General features: G+C 39.3%; 7 protein-coding genes and 1 pseudogene. 3 read left to right on the top strand and 5 right to left on the bottom strand.

From position 1 onward, the window contains the following. Positions 1-144 precede the first annotated feature (144 nt). From RMY16_RS10365 to RMY16_RS10350, 4 genes and pseudogenes are all read right to left on the bottom strand, one after another. Positions 145-2,043 carry a PAS domain S-box protein gene (locus RMY16_RS10365; RefSeq protein ID WP_322736278.1) on the bottom strand — a complete coding sequence of 633 codons (1,899 nt, stop codon included), beginning with the start codon at positions 2,041-2,043 and terminating at the stop codon, positions 145-147. A gap of 198 nt (positions 2,044-2,241) precedes the next feature. Continuing rightward, entirely contained in the window at positions 2,242-8,190 is a 5,949-nt protein-coding gene (locus RMY16_RS10360; protein WP_322736277.1) for an AAA family ATPase, read from the bottom strand. Between the two features lie 75 nt (positions 8,191-8,265). Beyond that, positions 8,266-8,658, bottom strand: a pseudogene (locus tag RMY16_RS10355) (sensor histidine kinase); the annotation flags it as partial. A 128-nt stretch (positions 8,659-8,786) separates the two neighbouring features. Then, the gene (locus RMY16_RS10350) at positions 8,787-8,927 is read right to left on the bottom strand and encodes a hypothetical protein (protein ID WP_322736276.1); all 141 of its coding nucleotides are present in this window, start codon (positions 8,925-8,927) and stop codon (positions 8,787-8,789) included. Positions 8,928-9,269: 342 nt separating this feature from the next. Between RMY16_RS10350 and RMY16_RS10345 the strand changes: the two genes are divergently transcribed. Genes RMY16_RS10345 through RMY16_RS10335 form a run of 3 tightly spaced genes read left to right on the top strand, consistent with a single transcriptional unit; the run spans position 9,270 to position 12,032 of the window. Then, on the top strand, positions 9,270-10,355 hold the full coding sequence (locus tag RMY16_RS10345; protein ID WP_322664537.1) for a spermidine/putrescine ABC transporter substrate-binding protein: 1,086 nt from the start codon (positions 9,270-9,272) through the stop codon (positions 10,353-10,355). 21 nt (positions 10,356-10,376) lie between these two features. After that, entirely contained in the window at positions 10,377-11,270 is an 894-nt protein-coding gene (locus tag RMY16_RS10340) for an ABC transporter permease (RefSeq protein ID WP_322736327.1), read from the top strand. A gap of 54 nt (positions 11,271-11,324) precedes the next feature. Continuing rightward, positions 11,325-12,032 carry a Uma2 family endonuclease gene (locus tag RMY16_RS10335; protein WP_322736275.1) on the top strand — a complete coding sequence of 236 codons (708 nt, stop codon included), beginning with the start codon at positions 11,325-11,327 and terminating at the stop codon, positions 12,030-12,032. A gap of 24 nt (positions 12,033-12,056) precedes the next feature. On the opposite strand, the gene RMY16_RS10330 is transcribed toward RMY16_RS10335, so the two are convergent. Continuing rightward, positions 12,057-15,680: a hybrid sensor histidine kinase/response regulator gene (locus RMY16_RS10330; RefSeq protein WP_322736274.1), complete on the bottom strand. Its 3,624-nt coding sequence runs from the start codon at positions 15,678-15,680 to the stop codon at positions 12,057-12,059. Positions 15,681-15,717 lie beyond the last annotated feature (37 nt).

Raw genomic sequence — 15,717 nt, 5'->3', positions numbered from 1 at the left:
TTAAGTCAAAAGTCAAAAGTCAATGGTCATAGAAAACAGTGATAAACCAGTACAAATTCATGGTTAAAAAGTAAAAAGATAATCCCGATAAATAAATTTAAAGGTTAAGAACCATTCTTTATTTTCTTTCTTTTGCCTTGTTGGTCAATGCTGAATTGGAATTGTAATTATAAACTCTGTTCCTACTGCTGGTGATGAATGACATTCCAGTTTGCCACGATGTGTTTCTGTGATAATTTGATAACTGATAAACATTCCCATACCTGTTCCCTTCCCTACAGGCTTGTTGGTGAAAAATGGATTAAAAACTTGTTTTTGAATCTGTTCTGACATACCTATTCCATTATCAGCGAGCGTAATTTTTACCCAACCGGAATCTATGACTGAGGTACGAATGACAATCGTGGGAGTTAACAACCCAGATGTTAAATTGTCTATTCTTAATTGCGCATTCTCAATTGTCCATTCTTCTAAAGCATCAATGGCATTTGCCAATATATTCATAAACACCTGATTGAGTTCTCCGCCATAGCATTCCACTAAAGGTAATATGCCGTAGTCTTTGATGACTTGAATGGCTGGAAGTTTTGTTGTTTCTTGGAAGCGATGTTGCAATACCATTAGGGTACTGTCGATGCTTTCGTGAATATCCACTGCTTTAAACTCGGCTTCATCTATGCGTGAGAAGGTTCGTAGCGACAGCACAATCTGACGGATGCGCTGAGTACCAACTTTCATCGAACTCAATATTCTTGGTACATCTTTTTGGATGTACTCTAGGTCAATTTCTTCACACAAAGCCTGAAATTCCAACTTATTACCAGATTGCTGCTGATGGTGAATTATTCGTAACAGGTCTTGAGTATATTCCTCAAGATAGCTGAGATTACCGTGAATAAAATTAACGGGGTTGTTGATTTCGTGGGCAACTCCAGCCACAAGTTGACCCAAACTAGACATTTTTTCTGCTTGAATCATTTGTGCTTGAGTTTGTCTGAGTTCTTGAAGAGTTTGTGCTAAATTTTCTGTTTGTTGTCGCAATTGGTCTTCCATCTGTTTACGTTCACTAATATCCCTGGCGACACAAACAACGGTGTTTTCGTCCATGCTGGCAATATTCGCCTCAAACCAAACCTCTTGCTCGCCTATAGGCAAGCTATATTCTACCTTCACAGTTTTTTGAGTTAAGAGTGCTTGTTGAATAGAGTTGAGAAAATAGTCGGCACAAGCAGAGGATAAAACCTCATGTATTTTTCTGCCCAGCAGTTCCGCAGGAGGTTGGTAGAGTAAGGGCGCACCACTAGGAGCGATTTTGAGGTATCTTCCTTCGGCATCTAAGACAAGAATTACATCCTGCATAGCGTTGAACAACGCAAGTAATTCTGCTTGCGAGGCTTTGATTAATTCTTCGGCTTGTTTGCGACTGCTGATATCGCTAATAGCGCCATGAAGACCAATAATTTCACCGTCTGAGTCGAAAATTGGCGAAGCCACTGACCTCATCCAGCACCAATCTCCATCCTTTTTTAGGTGGCGAAATTCTATTGCGATCCGCTGCCCCTTGGTTTCCACCATTTCTTGGATTTTTCTCTGGGCTAGGGGGAAATCATCAGGATGAAGCAGGGGGGCAAAGGTTTGACCAAGTAGGTCTGAAGGTTCCCATCCTAAAACATTTTTATATTGTGGTGAGACATAAGTAAAAAGACCTTGTACTGACATGGAAAAAATCAGGTCGCTGATATTTTCCACGAGTTGGCGATACTTAGCTTCACTCTCAGCCAAAGCAGTTGCCGCCGCTTGGTGATGCTGTTTGCGAATTTTCTTTGCTGATTCTACAAAGGCAGAATTATTTGCCAATTTCAACTGTAATTCTATCGGTTGTAAATCCTGTGGGACTTCATCAGTAACTAATTCCCAAATTTGATGTTGTTCGACTAACAGCGTAGTTGAATAAAGGTCTTGCAGTGCTTCTAGCTGTTGCAGCAATTGGGTATTTTGCTGACGTAAAAGCGATATCTCTTCATTGTTGTTGTTAGTAGACATGTTCAACTCCGATTTACTTTATTTAGTGCTGTTTGCTAGGGTTGAGCCAGTCCTGCCTGACTCAGGACTTATGCAAAAATTGCTCAAAAGCTGAATTTATCAAACCGCCAAGATGCCTTTATTGCGTGAACTCTACGTGCCCATGAGCAACTGGGGTGACAGAATCTTCTTAGCTAAAGTTGGTCTACTCAGCACTGTTTATTGCCTCGCTGGAATTGCAATTACAAACTCTGTACCTTTTCCTGGGTAAGAGTTACATTGTATTGAACCCCCGTGTTTTTCCACAACAATTTGACGGGCGATCGCTAATCCTAAACCCGTTCCTTTTCCTACAGATTTCGTCGTAAACAAATGGTCAAATATCTTTTGCTTGACTGCTTCATTCATGCCATTAGCATTATCAGCAATCGTTATTTTAACCCGCTCACCTTGCAAGGAGGTTTGGATTTTAATCTTGTTAGGATTATCTTGGATATCTGCAAAAATCCGCCCAGTATTAGACTCATCCAAAGCATCAATGGCATTAGCTAGGATATTCATAAATACCTGGTTTAATTGTCCAGGAAAACATTCAACTTGAGGCAAATTTCCATAATCGGTTATTACTTCGATTGCTGGACGTTGCTCATTAGCTTTGAGGCGATGTTTGAGAATTAAAATTGTACTTTCAATCCCTTCATGAATTTTAAATGGCACTTTGTAATCTTTATCAGCGCGGGAGAAAGTTCTCAAACTAGTGCTGATATTTTGGAGGCGATCGCACGCCATCACCATTGAATCTATTGCCTTGGGTAAATCTTCTAAACTATAATCTAAGTCAATTTCTTCTGCATGGTCAATAATTTCAGCACCTGGATTAGGTAAACTTTCTTGATAAAGTTTTAAGTGTTGCACAACATCAGCAATAGTGGGTTTAACTTGTTTGAGACTTGCAGAAATAAAGCCCAAAGGATTATTCATTTCATGGGCTACGCCAGCAACTAAATTACCCAGTGCTGACATTTTCTCACTTTGAACAATTTGTAATTGAGCTTGCTGTAAATCTTCTAAGGCTGTTTCGAGTGCTTGAGATTTTTCTGTAACTGCTGATTCAGCTTGTTTGCGCTCGCTAATATTAATAGTTGTTGCAACTATGCGATAAACTTTGCCCGCTTGATCTTTTAATGGACTAAGCGTGGTTAACCACCAAGTTTTCTGCTCTTTAAATGTTAGACATTCTTCATAGGTGATGGGTATTCCGCTTTGGAAACAACGCAGATAATTTTGAGATACCACTGCACCTTCATCACCATGTAAATCTTGCGGAGTTTTACCCAGAACTTGGGAAGCAGGTATACCAACTGTTAATTCGCACGATTTACTCCATCCTGTGTACTCAAACTTACCATTATCCCGAACATCAATCACACAGATCAAACAGCCAACACCTTCGTAAATACTACTGAGGAACTTTTCTCGCTCTTGGAGATGATTATATAACTGGGCATTTTCCAAAGAAATTGCGGCTTGAGTGCAGAGGAAATTTATAACAGAAAGGCGATCGCTAGTAAATACCCCTTGAGTCAGTAGATTTTCTAGGTAAAGAATCCCTACTAAACGCCCTTGATTAATAATCGGGGTACATAATACACTTTGGGGTTGTGTTCGGCGCATATATTCCCCAATCAACCCAATAATGTCTGTTTTGCAATTGTCTATAACAACTGTTTGTTGAGTATTTTTGACGTAATTGATAATTTTTGCAGGAATATCTTGACAATTAGCGAGTGATTGTGGCTCAAGAATGGTTTGTATTTGGTCATGATTGATAAAGGTAATTGCCCTAACTTCCCAATTATCATCAGACACTTTCTTCAACAAGGGTTCCCCCCGGACGGTAGTATCCTCATCTTGGGGAAGAATGAGTACAGCTTTCTTGGCGCCAGAGTTTTCTAGGATAATGTGGGTCAAGCTGGCAATGAGTTGATCTAATTCCAGAGAACTGGAGATAGCTTGAGCGGCTTTGAGGACAGAGGTAAAATCTAATGTCTGGGAAATACTAGTGCTGCCAGTGGTAGAAGTGCGAGTAGATGAGGAAGTGCCACGAAAGCTAATAGTTTCTAAGGTATTGAAGTTGATTCGTTGCTGTTGCAGAATTGATTGGATTAGTTGGGGATAGCGCTTTTCTAGGTCTTCTATTTTGGCTCTTGCACCCCAACGAGCGTAACAGTAGTATGCTTCTTGCATATATGCTTGAGCAACTCTTTCTTTTCCCCAATCGAAATAAAATTTGGCTAGTAGTTCATTGCTAAGTGCTTCTTCTTGGATGTAACCGTTGGCTTTAGCTAGAGTTATGGCGCGATCGTAATTTTCCAGTGCTTCTGCTTTAGTGCCCAACACTCGTTGTTTTTCAGCCTCAACTAAATGCCATTTATGCAGATGATTTGTAGGAGCATTTTCCGCACAACGGTGCAGAGTGGTTTGATGGATTTCTACCTGGGCAAGAATTACAGAAAGTTCAATTTCTGGCTGGGTGGAAAATAGGGCTAAGTATGTCAAGGCTGCGTAGAAATGGAAAATTGGAACAAAAATCAATCCTGATACTGCGAGTAAATACTTTTCCCCTTCGTCAATGTAAGCGATCGCAGCTTTGTAATCACCAAAACAATAGGCAAGCAACAATTTGTAGATATACAACTCAGCCATCACCGTGAGTTCGTTAGCCTGGCGATGTTTGGCAATCATCACCGTTTCATTGTAGATACTGCCGCTCAAACAATCGGGCTGAATTTGGGTTTCCCTAAAGTTCTGTGCCGCCTGCCGCATAATACTTACATAAGTCTGGGCAGAATGTTGCTTCGCTTGAGTTAAAGCGGCGTTGTAACTTGCTATATCTAATTCTAAATTGCTAAGTTCAGAGCCACTCCAAAAGACCGCATAGCTGTAACAACATACGTTATAGCCAGCATGTAAAAAATCGCCAGTTTCCATACCAGAGGTAAAACCAGCTTTCAGCAACGGTATCGTTGCCGAGAGAGCTTCTTGGTGATGTTGAATAAAGCCACCAAACAACATAGAAATCGTGGATTGAAATTCCCGCACATTGAACCGATCCAGCAAATTCAATGCCAATTGCCCAAAGCCGTAGCCCCCTTGAACCTCTCCGAAAAAGGCACACAGCACCATTCCGTGCAGCGCATACCCTACAGTGGAGGCGGGCGTATTCCCAAACTGAAGCGATAGAGTCACCATTGTGCAGCTAATAAGAGGCAATAAACCCGGCATTCCTTGGAAAACAGGTGCAAACAACATTCCTAACAGTTGCATGGCTGCCTGTGCTTGGGGATCGGTCATTGCTGGTAAGTCAGCTAGTTCCTCAATTCGTTTGCCTGCGAGTTGACTAGCAAGGGCTTGTATGGCTTTACCAATCTCAGCATTGTTTGGCTCAATGGGTAGTTCAACCTCCAATTGTTTTAAAGCATCTGTGCCAACTGCGATCGCTTCTAATAGTCTGCTTTGGGCTGTCTGGGCAGCAATTTGAATTTCGTAAATTTTAACTTTGTCTAAAATCGTCTGCGCTGATTGCAACACCTGTACTGCTATCTGTTCCATGCCATCAAAGTCAGCATTTAAGTAGGCGGCTTCGGCGGCGGCAACATAGAGACTCAGGGCCAATTCATATTGATCTTGCCAGCAATTCACTGTGAGTAGCTCAATCCCTGTCTGTAAATAGACTCTGGCCGCAGTGTATGCGGTGGAATTTTTGGCTTTAGCTCCTGCTGCCAAGTTAAGTCGAGCCAAGGCTTCTCGCTCGTTTGTTTGGGCGATCAACTCTTGCCCTAAATTCAAATGTCCAACAATATCAAACAGTTTTTCTTCTTGTTCTATTTGAGAAGAATTTTGTAGAAGTAATTGACCAATTTTGAGATGAGTTGCTTGTTTCTGGTTATCAGGAATTAGAGAATAGGCAGCTTGTTGTACTCTGTCATGTAAAAATCTATAATAAGCTGTCCTTTGTCCTCTGTCCTTTGTCATTCGTTCGCTCTTTTCTAATGACAAATGACCAATACTTCGACTTACCTCGACTTCGCTCGGCACAAGTCGCTCAGTACAAGTGACCAATGACGAATCTTGATAAAATTTATAAACATCACTAATTGGTAAAATTAACCCTTCTTGTAAAGCTTTCCATAAACTAGCAGCTGTTTCAATTTCTGATGACTCCCAAACAATCGCCAAAGTTGCTAAATCAAATTGATTGCCAATGCAAGCGGCTAACTGTAATACATTTTGAGTTGATTGAGGCAATCTTCGTAATTGAAATACCATGAACTTAACAACATCATCTGTAACCGCTTGCTGATTTATTTGGGTGATATCACATTGCCACCCACCCGTAGCCCCTCCTTGATAAGAGGGGGTTGGGGGGGTGAATTCAATTAATCCATCTTGGTGTAATGCCTTGAAAAACTGTATGGCAAAAAACGGATTACCCTGAGTTTTCTGAAATACCAATTGAGAAACAGGTAATGCCAAATCTTTTGTACATTTAAGTGTATCAGCAACTAATTGATTCACTTGCGATTGACTTAGAGGCACTAAAGTAATCGTATTAATTGTAGCTGCTGTTTTTTGGATATCATTCAAAGTCAATATTAATGGATGTCCTGAATTGACTTCGTTATCACGATAAGCACCAATTAAGAAAAGATGTTTTGTATCAGCCATTAATAACCGTATTAACATCAACGATGCTGAATCTGCCCATTGTAAATCATCTAAAAACATCACTAATGGATGTTTTTCACTGGTAAAAACTTGGGTAAATTTCTGAAATAATAAATTAAACCGATTTTGGGCGGCAGTTCCTGATAATTCTGTAGCAGGTGGTTGTTGACCAATAATTCTTTCTAATTCGGGAATGACTTCAATAATTACCTGTCCATTATCACCTACAGCCGCTAAAATCTTGGTTTTAAATTGCTGGATTTGAGTATCGCTTTCTGTTAATAATTGCCCCATTAAATTGCGGAAAGCTTGGACAAAAGCAGAAAAGGGAATATTTCGTTGAAATTGGTCATATTTCCCTTTGATAAAATAACCGCGCTTTTTGACGATTGGTTTATGAACTTCGTTAACTACAACGGTTTTACCAATACCCGAAAAACCAGCTACCAACATCATTTCTGTAGCACCTGTACTAACACGCTCAAATGCTTGCAGTAGAGTTTCTACTTCTGTTTCTCGTCCATAAAGTTTATCAGGGATAATAAAGCGATCGCACAGATCCCGTTGAGCAATTGGGAAATGCTTAATTTCACCAGTTTCTTGGAGTTTAGATGAACAAGTTTCTAAATCAAATTTCAACCCCAATGCACTCTGATATCGGTCTTCAGCATTTTTTGCCATCAATTTCATGACAATATCTGACAACACTTGCGGAATCTCTCCACTTTTAATTTCCCAAAGGGATGGTGGAAGTTTTGCTAGATGACAATGTACCAACTCCATCGGATCGTTTGAATGGAACGGTAACTCACCCGTAAGTAGTTCATAAAAAGTGACACCTAAAGAATATAAATCAGTCCGGTAGTCAATCCCCCGGTTCATTCTTCCTGTTTGTTCTGGAGAAATATAACCAAGTGTCCCTTCCAAAACATTAGGATTCATCAGTGTTTGAGTTTCCCGTGGTAGTAGGGATGCAATACTAAAGTCAATTAATTTAACTTGTTTGGTTTCTGGATTAATTAAAACATTGGCAGGTTTGATATCTTTATGAATAATCCGGTCGCGATACAATATATCTAAGGTGTTGCACAGTGCGATCGCTATCTGTAAAAACTCCATCAAAGATTCCAGGTTTCCTCTCACTCCCCATTCCTTCAGAGAAATCCCGCCAAAGTCTTCCATTACCAACGCATAGCCATTTTGGTAGGGTTCCAGGCTATAGGTTTGGACGATCAGAGGTGAGTTGAGATTCTTAGCTATGGTGTACTGGTTGCGAAACGATAAGAGTTCGCTGAAACTCGGATAAGGATTTTTCAGCAGTTTAATCACTACGGGTAATGAGTCAGTCTCTCGATACCCTCGATAAACTATGGTTCTGGAACCATTGTAGAGTTCTTCGCTTACTTTATATCCGGGAATATTGACAAGAGTGCTAACCATACTGCTAAATCTTTAAGACTTCCAGATTTAGTGTTCCCAAAATATATAAAGTTATTTATAAAAAAGAGCAAAAATTTACGCCGGAATTTCAATAAAAAACTCTGTACCTTCACCTAGAACTGAGTTAACAATCAATTTTCCGCCGTGAGTATCCTCAACTATTTGACGAGCGATCGCCAACCCTAACCCCGTCCCTTTTCCAACGGCTTTAGTAGTAAATAAATGGTCAAATATCTTTTGTTTTATTTCTTCATTTATCCCCTTGCCATTATTTTTAATATTAATAATTATTTGTTGCTTATTATCGCTAACTTGAGTAACAATTGTAATGCAATTGGGATTAGCTTTAATCTCTTCAAAACTACGTCCAATGTTTGACTCTTCCAAAGCATCAATAGCATTTGCCAGAATGTTCATAAAAATCTGATTCAGCTGCCCAGCAAAGCATTCTACTAATGGTAGTTGACCTTCGCTCCAGTCAAGGCTTCAAACCCAGCAATCCGTCTCTTAGTACCTGTACGAACGGTTTCATCCTGAGTGATAAGGTTAATTGTTACACCATCAAAGCGTTGTGCAGTTTGCTTGCTCTGGGTGGGCTAGGGTGCTACAGAGATTTGAGAGTTGGGTGGAGCGAAACTGCAACCCGGAACCCCTAAGCTCAACCAGAGGGCGGCCAGAAAAATTAGACAATATCGAACTCGCTGCCATTGAAAGCGAAAGTTTTGCCAATTAGACATTTGGATGATTCCTCCTTACAGTTATGAATCTAAAACTCCTGTAACAGTTTTAACTGATAAGGTAAGGACAAACCCTGGGATTTTTACTACTACAGAAGTGCAGTTCAGCCTGCCACGCTGGGTTTCCTTGATAATTTGACGATCGCTCGTTCGCTTTGTTAATTTTTATAACTCAAGCTTGATTAAAAACCGTGACTAACACTAGCTGACAGCAGTAACTTATTAACAGTTGCACAGGTAGATACACTTAAGTTAATCTTTAAACTAGCTATGGGCACTCCAATTAAAGGCATATCTCAAATCAATCGGCAACAACACAAAAGATGATTGACTATTAACTTAATGACTAACAGACGCCAATTTTTAAAAGGGGTGGCAGCACTTTCTAGCTTATCTTTAGCTGGTTGTGGCTGGAGGCTGGCTGAAGTACGTGCTAATTCTAATACGAATGGTCAGCGTGACCAACTTTATATCTTTACCTGGACGCAATATACTGACAACCAATTATTGAAAACTTTTAGCGCTCAAACTGGCATAAAAGTGTTGGCAGATGTCTATGATTCCAATGATGTCATGCTGGCTAAATTGCAAGCTGGAGGCGGGGGCACTTACAGCATTATCAACCCATCTGATTATATGGTGCAGAAGATGGTAGATAAAGGTTTATTAACAGAAATAAATCACGATCGCTTAATCGGTCTAGAGAATTTATTTACCCGGTTTCAAAATCCTAGTTATGACTCCAATAACCGCTACAGTATCCCTTTTAACTGGGGGACAACAGGTTTCCTTTACAATTCCGAAAAAATCAAAGATGCACCACAAGACTGGGATTACCTTTGGCAAAATCAAGAGCAACTTAATCAGCGAATGACCTTGCTCAATGATGTTCGAGAAGTCATGGGTGCAACCTTACGAATGCTCGGTTATTCTTATAACTCAAAAAATGAACAAGAAATCAAACAAGCTTATGAAAAATTGAAGATGCTAAAACCTGCGATCGCGCGTTTTGACACCGACGCTTGGCAAAATCAAATTCTGGCAGGAGATTTACTGCTAGCAATGTGTTATTCAGCAGATGCAGTGAAAATCTCCCAAGAGAATCCTAAACTCAAATATGTAATTCCTCGCAGTGGTTCTTCATTATGGACAGATACTATTGTAATTCCCAAAACAGCCCCCAACCAAGCTGGAGCTTATGCTTGGATTAACATGATTTTGCAACCAGAAATAGCAGCCCAAATCACTCAACGCTTGAATATTTCTACGCCGAATAGCGCTGGATTTGAGCAATTACCAAAAACAATCCAAAACAACACTAATTTGTTTCCGCCAGAGTCACTGTTAAAAAATTGTGAACGTGTTACACCTGTAGGAGAATTTGAAGAGGTTTACGATCGTTATTGGACTCAATTAACTAGCAGCTAAAAGAGTTAGGAGTTAGGAGTGATTAATTTGGAAAAAAATGAGATTTCTAAAATAGAAGAATTGCAGCACCCCGTCAGAAATTGGCTGCAACCCTTAGTATTGCTTGCACCATCTGGGATTTGGTTATTACTTTTGTTGGTGCTGCCAACTTTGATAATTTTCGAGTTAAGTTTAGTTGCAGACATCCGACCAGGAGATTTGGTCAATCCCAACGGATTCAAAAACTACATCCGAATATTTGACTCCCTTTATGTGCAAGTAATTGGCCGATCGCTATTTTTTGCCTTTGGCACTACGATAATTTGTTTAATTTTGGGCTTTCCCGTCGCCTATTGGATTGCTCAAATAGCGCCGCAGCGTTGGCGAAATTTGCTGCTATTAGCCTTTGTTCTACCTTTATGGACTTCTTCATTACTCCGTTCTTACGCTTGGATTACAATTCTTCGGCCTACTGGTTTATTGAACAGTTTACTCAGTAATTTAGGCTTGCCTACTTGGGAATTACTTAATAATAGTCAAGCTGTATTAATTGGCATGAGTTACAGCTTATTACCCTACATGGTTTTGATTTTATATGCTTCTCTTGAAAAGCTAGATAAACGATTGCTAGAAGCCGCAGCTGATTTAGGTGCAAATCCAGTAGAAACTTTTTTTCAAGTAACTGTACCGCAAATTTTTCCGGGAATTGCGGCTGCTTCCATGCTTGTATTCATCACAGGCTTGGGGGATTTTGTCGATCCAGAATTACTCGGTGGTGCTTCTAGTATGACGGCGGCGCGGTTAGTTTACAATCAGTTTCTTGGAGCAACGCAAAATTGGGGATTTGGTTCAGCCTTGAGTATGACGTTAATTTTGCTAGTTAGTATTGCGATCGCATTTTTAATTAAGTTTGGGGAAGCTACACCCAAACGTTAAAATTTTGGTCGCTCATTTATAATAAAGGCATCAAACGCCAGCGAGACAACGGTTATGCTCTCACCCGATCTCAAAAATGCGTTACCAACTACCGATGAACTTCCCTGTTCAGACGATACGCCGGTGGATAACGAAGATCAAAATTTTTTGCCCAATATTTTACTTTTCTTACTTAACTCCATTTGGGCAAATCGCATGGATTGGTACTTTGGAGTAGATATGGGAGTGTATCACACCACAGGAGTAAATCCCAGAGTACCTGTAGTCCCAGATGCTTTTTTAAGTCTGAAAGTAGAACGGAAAAAGGGTGGTAAATCACGCAAAAGTTACGCGGTTTGGGAAGAAAATGGGATAGTTCCAATATTCATATTAGAAATGGTATCCCATGCTCCAGGAGGTGAATACGACGAAAAGCTAGATATATATAGAAAACTCGGTGTATTGTACTACGTAATTTATAACCCTGAGTTTTGGCGACGCGACCAACATCAACCCTTTGAAGTGTATAAGTTGCTCGATGGAAACTACCAACTACAAATAGGTGAACCTTATTTGATGCCAGAGGTGGGTTTAGGTATAGGACGACACCAAGCTGTAATTGGCGGGATACAACAGGAGTTTTTATGTTGGTATGACGAGCAAGGAAAGCGCTATTTGACAGATGCAGAACAGGCACAACAAGAGCGATCACGGGCTGAACAATTAGCCGAGTATTTACGCTCTTTAGGAGTAGATCCAAATAACCTACCTGATAATTCGTAATTCGTAATTCGTAATTACAAATTGTTAATTATTTTTAATTATGATTAAATGATCTAAATTATCTGTATTATTGTTCATTAATTCTTTAATTTTAGAGATAAACTCATGCTCTAAAAAAGGTTTGGTTAAGTAAGCTTTTGCCCCCAACTCTTTAGCAAGCTGGCGATGTTTTTCAGCGCTGCGAGAAGTAAGAATCACAACAGGAATTTTTGCTAAATTTGTGTATTGGCGGAAATTGCTCAACAACTCAAAACCATTCATCCGTGGCATCTCTAAATCAGAGACGACAACTTTAATTTCAGGATGTAACTGCAATTTTTCTAGAGCTTCTACACCATTTTGAGCTTGTATTACTTGATAGCCAGATTTTTGGAGAGTCAGAGAGAGAGTTTGGCGGAGACTAATTGCATCATCTACTACTAAAACAACTTTTGGTGATTTATAATCTGGCTCTTGAGAATAACTGGGTTGGGTTTCGATAGTTGTTGTGGAAGTCGATGCCGCAAGTAATGGTGTAGATGAAAAAGTATGCCCTGAGATCGGCAAGGCTTTTTTATTTGATGAATAAGCTACTGGTAGCGCCCTGATATCAAGTGTTGTTTGTTGGATTTCGCTAGATTTTACCAGCAACAAAGCATCAATTACTAAGATGAGATTACCATTAGCTAAACTACTACAACCATAAATGTATTTTGGCGGTGCGATCGCGTTTCCTAAAGGTCTGATTACCAATTCTTGTTCGCCGATTATTTGGTCGACTTCTAAAGCAACCTTTCCCTGATTTCGCTGTAGTAAAAGCACCGGATTCTTTGCTACACTTTGGTTATTAGTATTTGAAGTATTGTATGGAGTCTCATTATTAATGAATGAACCATTATAATTAATCAACTTTGAAAGTTGGCGAAGGCTGACCATAGTAGTTTCATCATTGTCTATATTCAAATGTAAGACTTTTTTCCCTTCAATTTCTTTAATCTGTTGTTCAGAGGGAATCAATATTTTTTCGATACTGTCCAACATCAGACCATAAACAACACCTTTGGCTTGAACTAGCATTAACTTTTCTGTAGTCATAGAAAAAGGGATTTTGAGGATGAATATTGTTCCTTGGTTGGGTAAGGATTGAACTGAAATTGAGCCGTTGAGCGCGTGCATCTGAGTACGCACAATATCTAAACCCATACCGCGCCCAGAAATTTCACTTACTTTATTTGCAGTAGAAAATCCAGGCGAAAATATCAAATCTAAAAGTTCAGGTTCAGCCAGACTAGAAGCATAGTTTCTAGTTTTTTCTTCAGTTTGTATGGGATAAAGTTCAGCAGCTTTTCTGCGAATTCTGTCTAAATTCAATCCCTGACCATCATCTCGAACTTCGATAATAGTTTGGCTACCCTGATGATAAGCGCAGATTTCGATTAAACCTTCTTCTGGTTTACCAAGCTCTCGGCGAACTTGCGGAGCTTCAATACCGTGGTCAAAAGCATTACGCACTAAGTGTAACAAAGGATCGTAGAGCTTTTCTGCGATCGCTTTATCTACTAGTACTTCACTACCAGTAAGTTTCAATTCTACAAGTTTGGCATGCACATTCCCCAACTTATTTACCATGTGGGGGAAACGATTCAGAATATTGCCCAAAGGCGACATTCGTGCTTCGACTAGGCTATCTATAATATTAAGAGTTAAATTCTCTTGTTTATCACTAATTTGAGTGGCTTGTGTCAAAAGTAAATCAAGTGACTCTGTGGTTTCTTGTAGTTGCAGTGTCTCTTCTATTGCTTCATGCAATGTCATGTGAAATTCTGTATATACATCCATTTCTAGAGAGTCAAAATCCACTGCAAAACTTTGCGTTTGTTCTGATGCAATATTTTGTATTTGTAAAGGTAGATCGCGTAACTCATTTAAAGTTGTTTGGTGTCTAGTTAATTGCTGTACTAGCTGCTCAATTATTTCTTTGACTTGTTCATCTTGCAAACTATGGCGTTTTTGGTAAATCAGCAATTCTCCTGCTAGATAATTGAGGTGTTGCAGTCTCTCTGTATCTACCCGAATAAATGAAGGTTGGCGAAAGTTTTTAGTTTTAACATACTGTGATTTGTCTTCTATTTCTTTGTTGATTTGTATAGCTATCTCAGGCATGACTTCAATAGCTGCTTCCGAAACATTTACAACTACCTGTTTGCTGACACTTAATGAATCAAGCTTTCCTGAAGAGTCATCAGTCTGGGTTGTCACAACTTCAACAGCAAGGTCTTGCCTAGCTTCTGCTCCCCATATTTCTTCTAGCAAGTTATCAGTTGATTGAGAAGATACAATCTCTTTAATCACTAACAGTTTTTGTAAATTGGGGCTATCAAGCCAATTTTTCTCTTCGCTAGTAACAGGGGGGTAATTTTTATATTCTTTTGCTAATTTGTGAATTTGGTTTTGTAATAATTTAATTCCTGAAAGGTGGCTATCAGATGCTTTCAGAGAATATTGAAACTTTGCAACTGCAAATAGGATAATTAAGATGATACCACGTCGATAAATACAAAGACTTTGACTATCTTCTTCATCCTGAACAAAATCAAGAAAGTCTTTTAGCCAGTTTTCGATATAATTAAGCAGATTTTTTCTTTCTAACTTGGGAACTAGTAAAGTCAAACTGAGTTCTGCTTCTGGTATTTGCATCTGGTGATTAAACCAGCCATAAATGTAGCGAATTACTTTTAAATAAAACTTGGCAGTTGTTGGCTTTACCGATTCGTTTTTATTGTTATCAGATGTAGTGAGAAACTGATAAAATTCTTCTTCATGGATAAAAACTTTACTAGCAGATGAATCATTTTGTAATTTTTCAGATAACTCATCATTTGCCATTATTGTGAGTTTTTGTAAACCTGATGAAGGTTCTCCACCAGATGTGCGATCGCCTGCTAATACTAATTTTTTTGCTTGTTGTAAATCTGCAAGGGCAATTTCTGCAATTTGCTGTACCTGAGTAGGATTTGCTTGCAGCGCTGAGAGAATTGTTTGAGAAATTTCTCCCAATCCAGGTAAATTTAGAGATTCTGCTAAGCCCAGAAATACTTCAGCTTGAGAGTGTAAAAACTCGATAAATTCGTCATTATTTGGTGGATTGTTAACAAAGCCAGCAATACTGTTTAGACGTTGTTCTACTCCTACTTCAAAAACAGATTGTACAATATCAAATCCCAATTCTTCAGAAGTAGGGATATGAGATTCAGCACCAAATGCATCACCCAGCTTTTCTTGCAACTGCGCGAACACTGAAGTTGCTCGATGAAGCAGTTCTTCATCATTAACAGTACTCCCTATTAGCTCAGTATTTAATGCTATACTCAAACACTCATAAGCTTGTAATAAAAGTGTTTGTAATTCTGCATCAACTACCACTTTTGGGTTGTATAAAGCCTTAAATACATCTTCTAAAAAATGGGTGATCGTCTTAATTAATTCTAGCCCAACGTTAGCTGCACCACCTTTCAGTGTATGAGTAGCTCGCATTAGATTGTGAATTTTAGCAATACTATAATCTTCTGACAAGTTAAATAGTTCTTGTTCAATAATTGTGACTAATTCTGGGGCTTCAGCTAGAAAGTAGATGTAACCTTGTTGGCGAATTTCCTTATCTGGAATCATAATTATAGAGTGGGGTGTGGGAAGTTAAAAGTTAGGA

The organism is Nostoc sp. DedQUE12b, assembly GCF_034530835.1.
GTDB lineage: Bacteria > Cyanobacteriota > Cyanobacteriia > Cyanobacteriales > Nostocaceae > Nostoc.
Note: the sequence above shows the minus strand (reverse complement) of the source record. Positions and strands in the feature narration are given on the sequence as shown.

Coding starts and splice junctions, on each gene's coding strand:
- RMY16_RS10350 (WP_322736276.1), bottom strand. CDS start 8,927: ATGTCTAATTGGCAAAACTTTCGCTTTCAATGGCAGCGAGTTCGATAT.
- RMY16_RS10335 (WP_322736275.1), top strand. CDS start 11,325: ATGCTCTCACCCGATCTCAAAAATGCGTTACCAACTACCGATGAACTT.
- RMY16_RS10345 (WP_322664537.1), top strand. CDS start 9,270: ATGACTAACAGACGCCAATTTTTAAAAGGGGTGGCAGCACTTTCTAGC.
- RMY16_RS10365 (WP_322736278.1), bottom strand. CDS start 2,043: ATGTCTACTAACAACAACAATGAAGAGATATCGCTTTTACGTCAGCAA.
- RMY16_RS10360 (WP_322736277.1), bottom strand. CDS start 8,190: ATGGTTAGCACTCTTGTCAATATTCCCGGATATAAAGTAAGCGAAGAA.
- RMY16_RS10330 (WP_322736274.1), bottom strand. CDS start 15,680: ATGATTCCAGATAAGGAAATTCGCCAACAAGGTTACATCTACTTTCTA.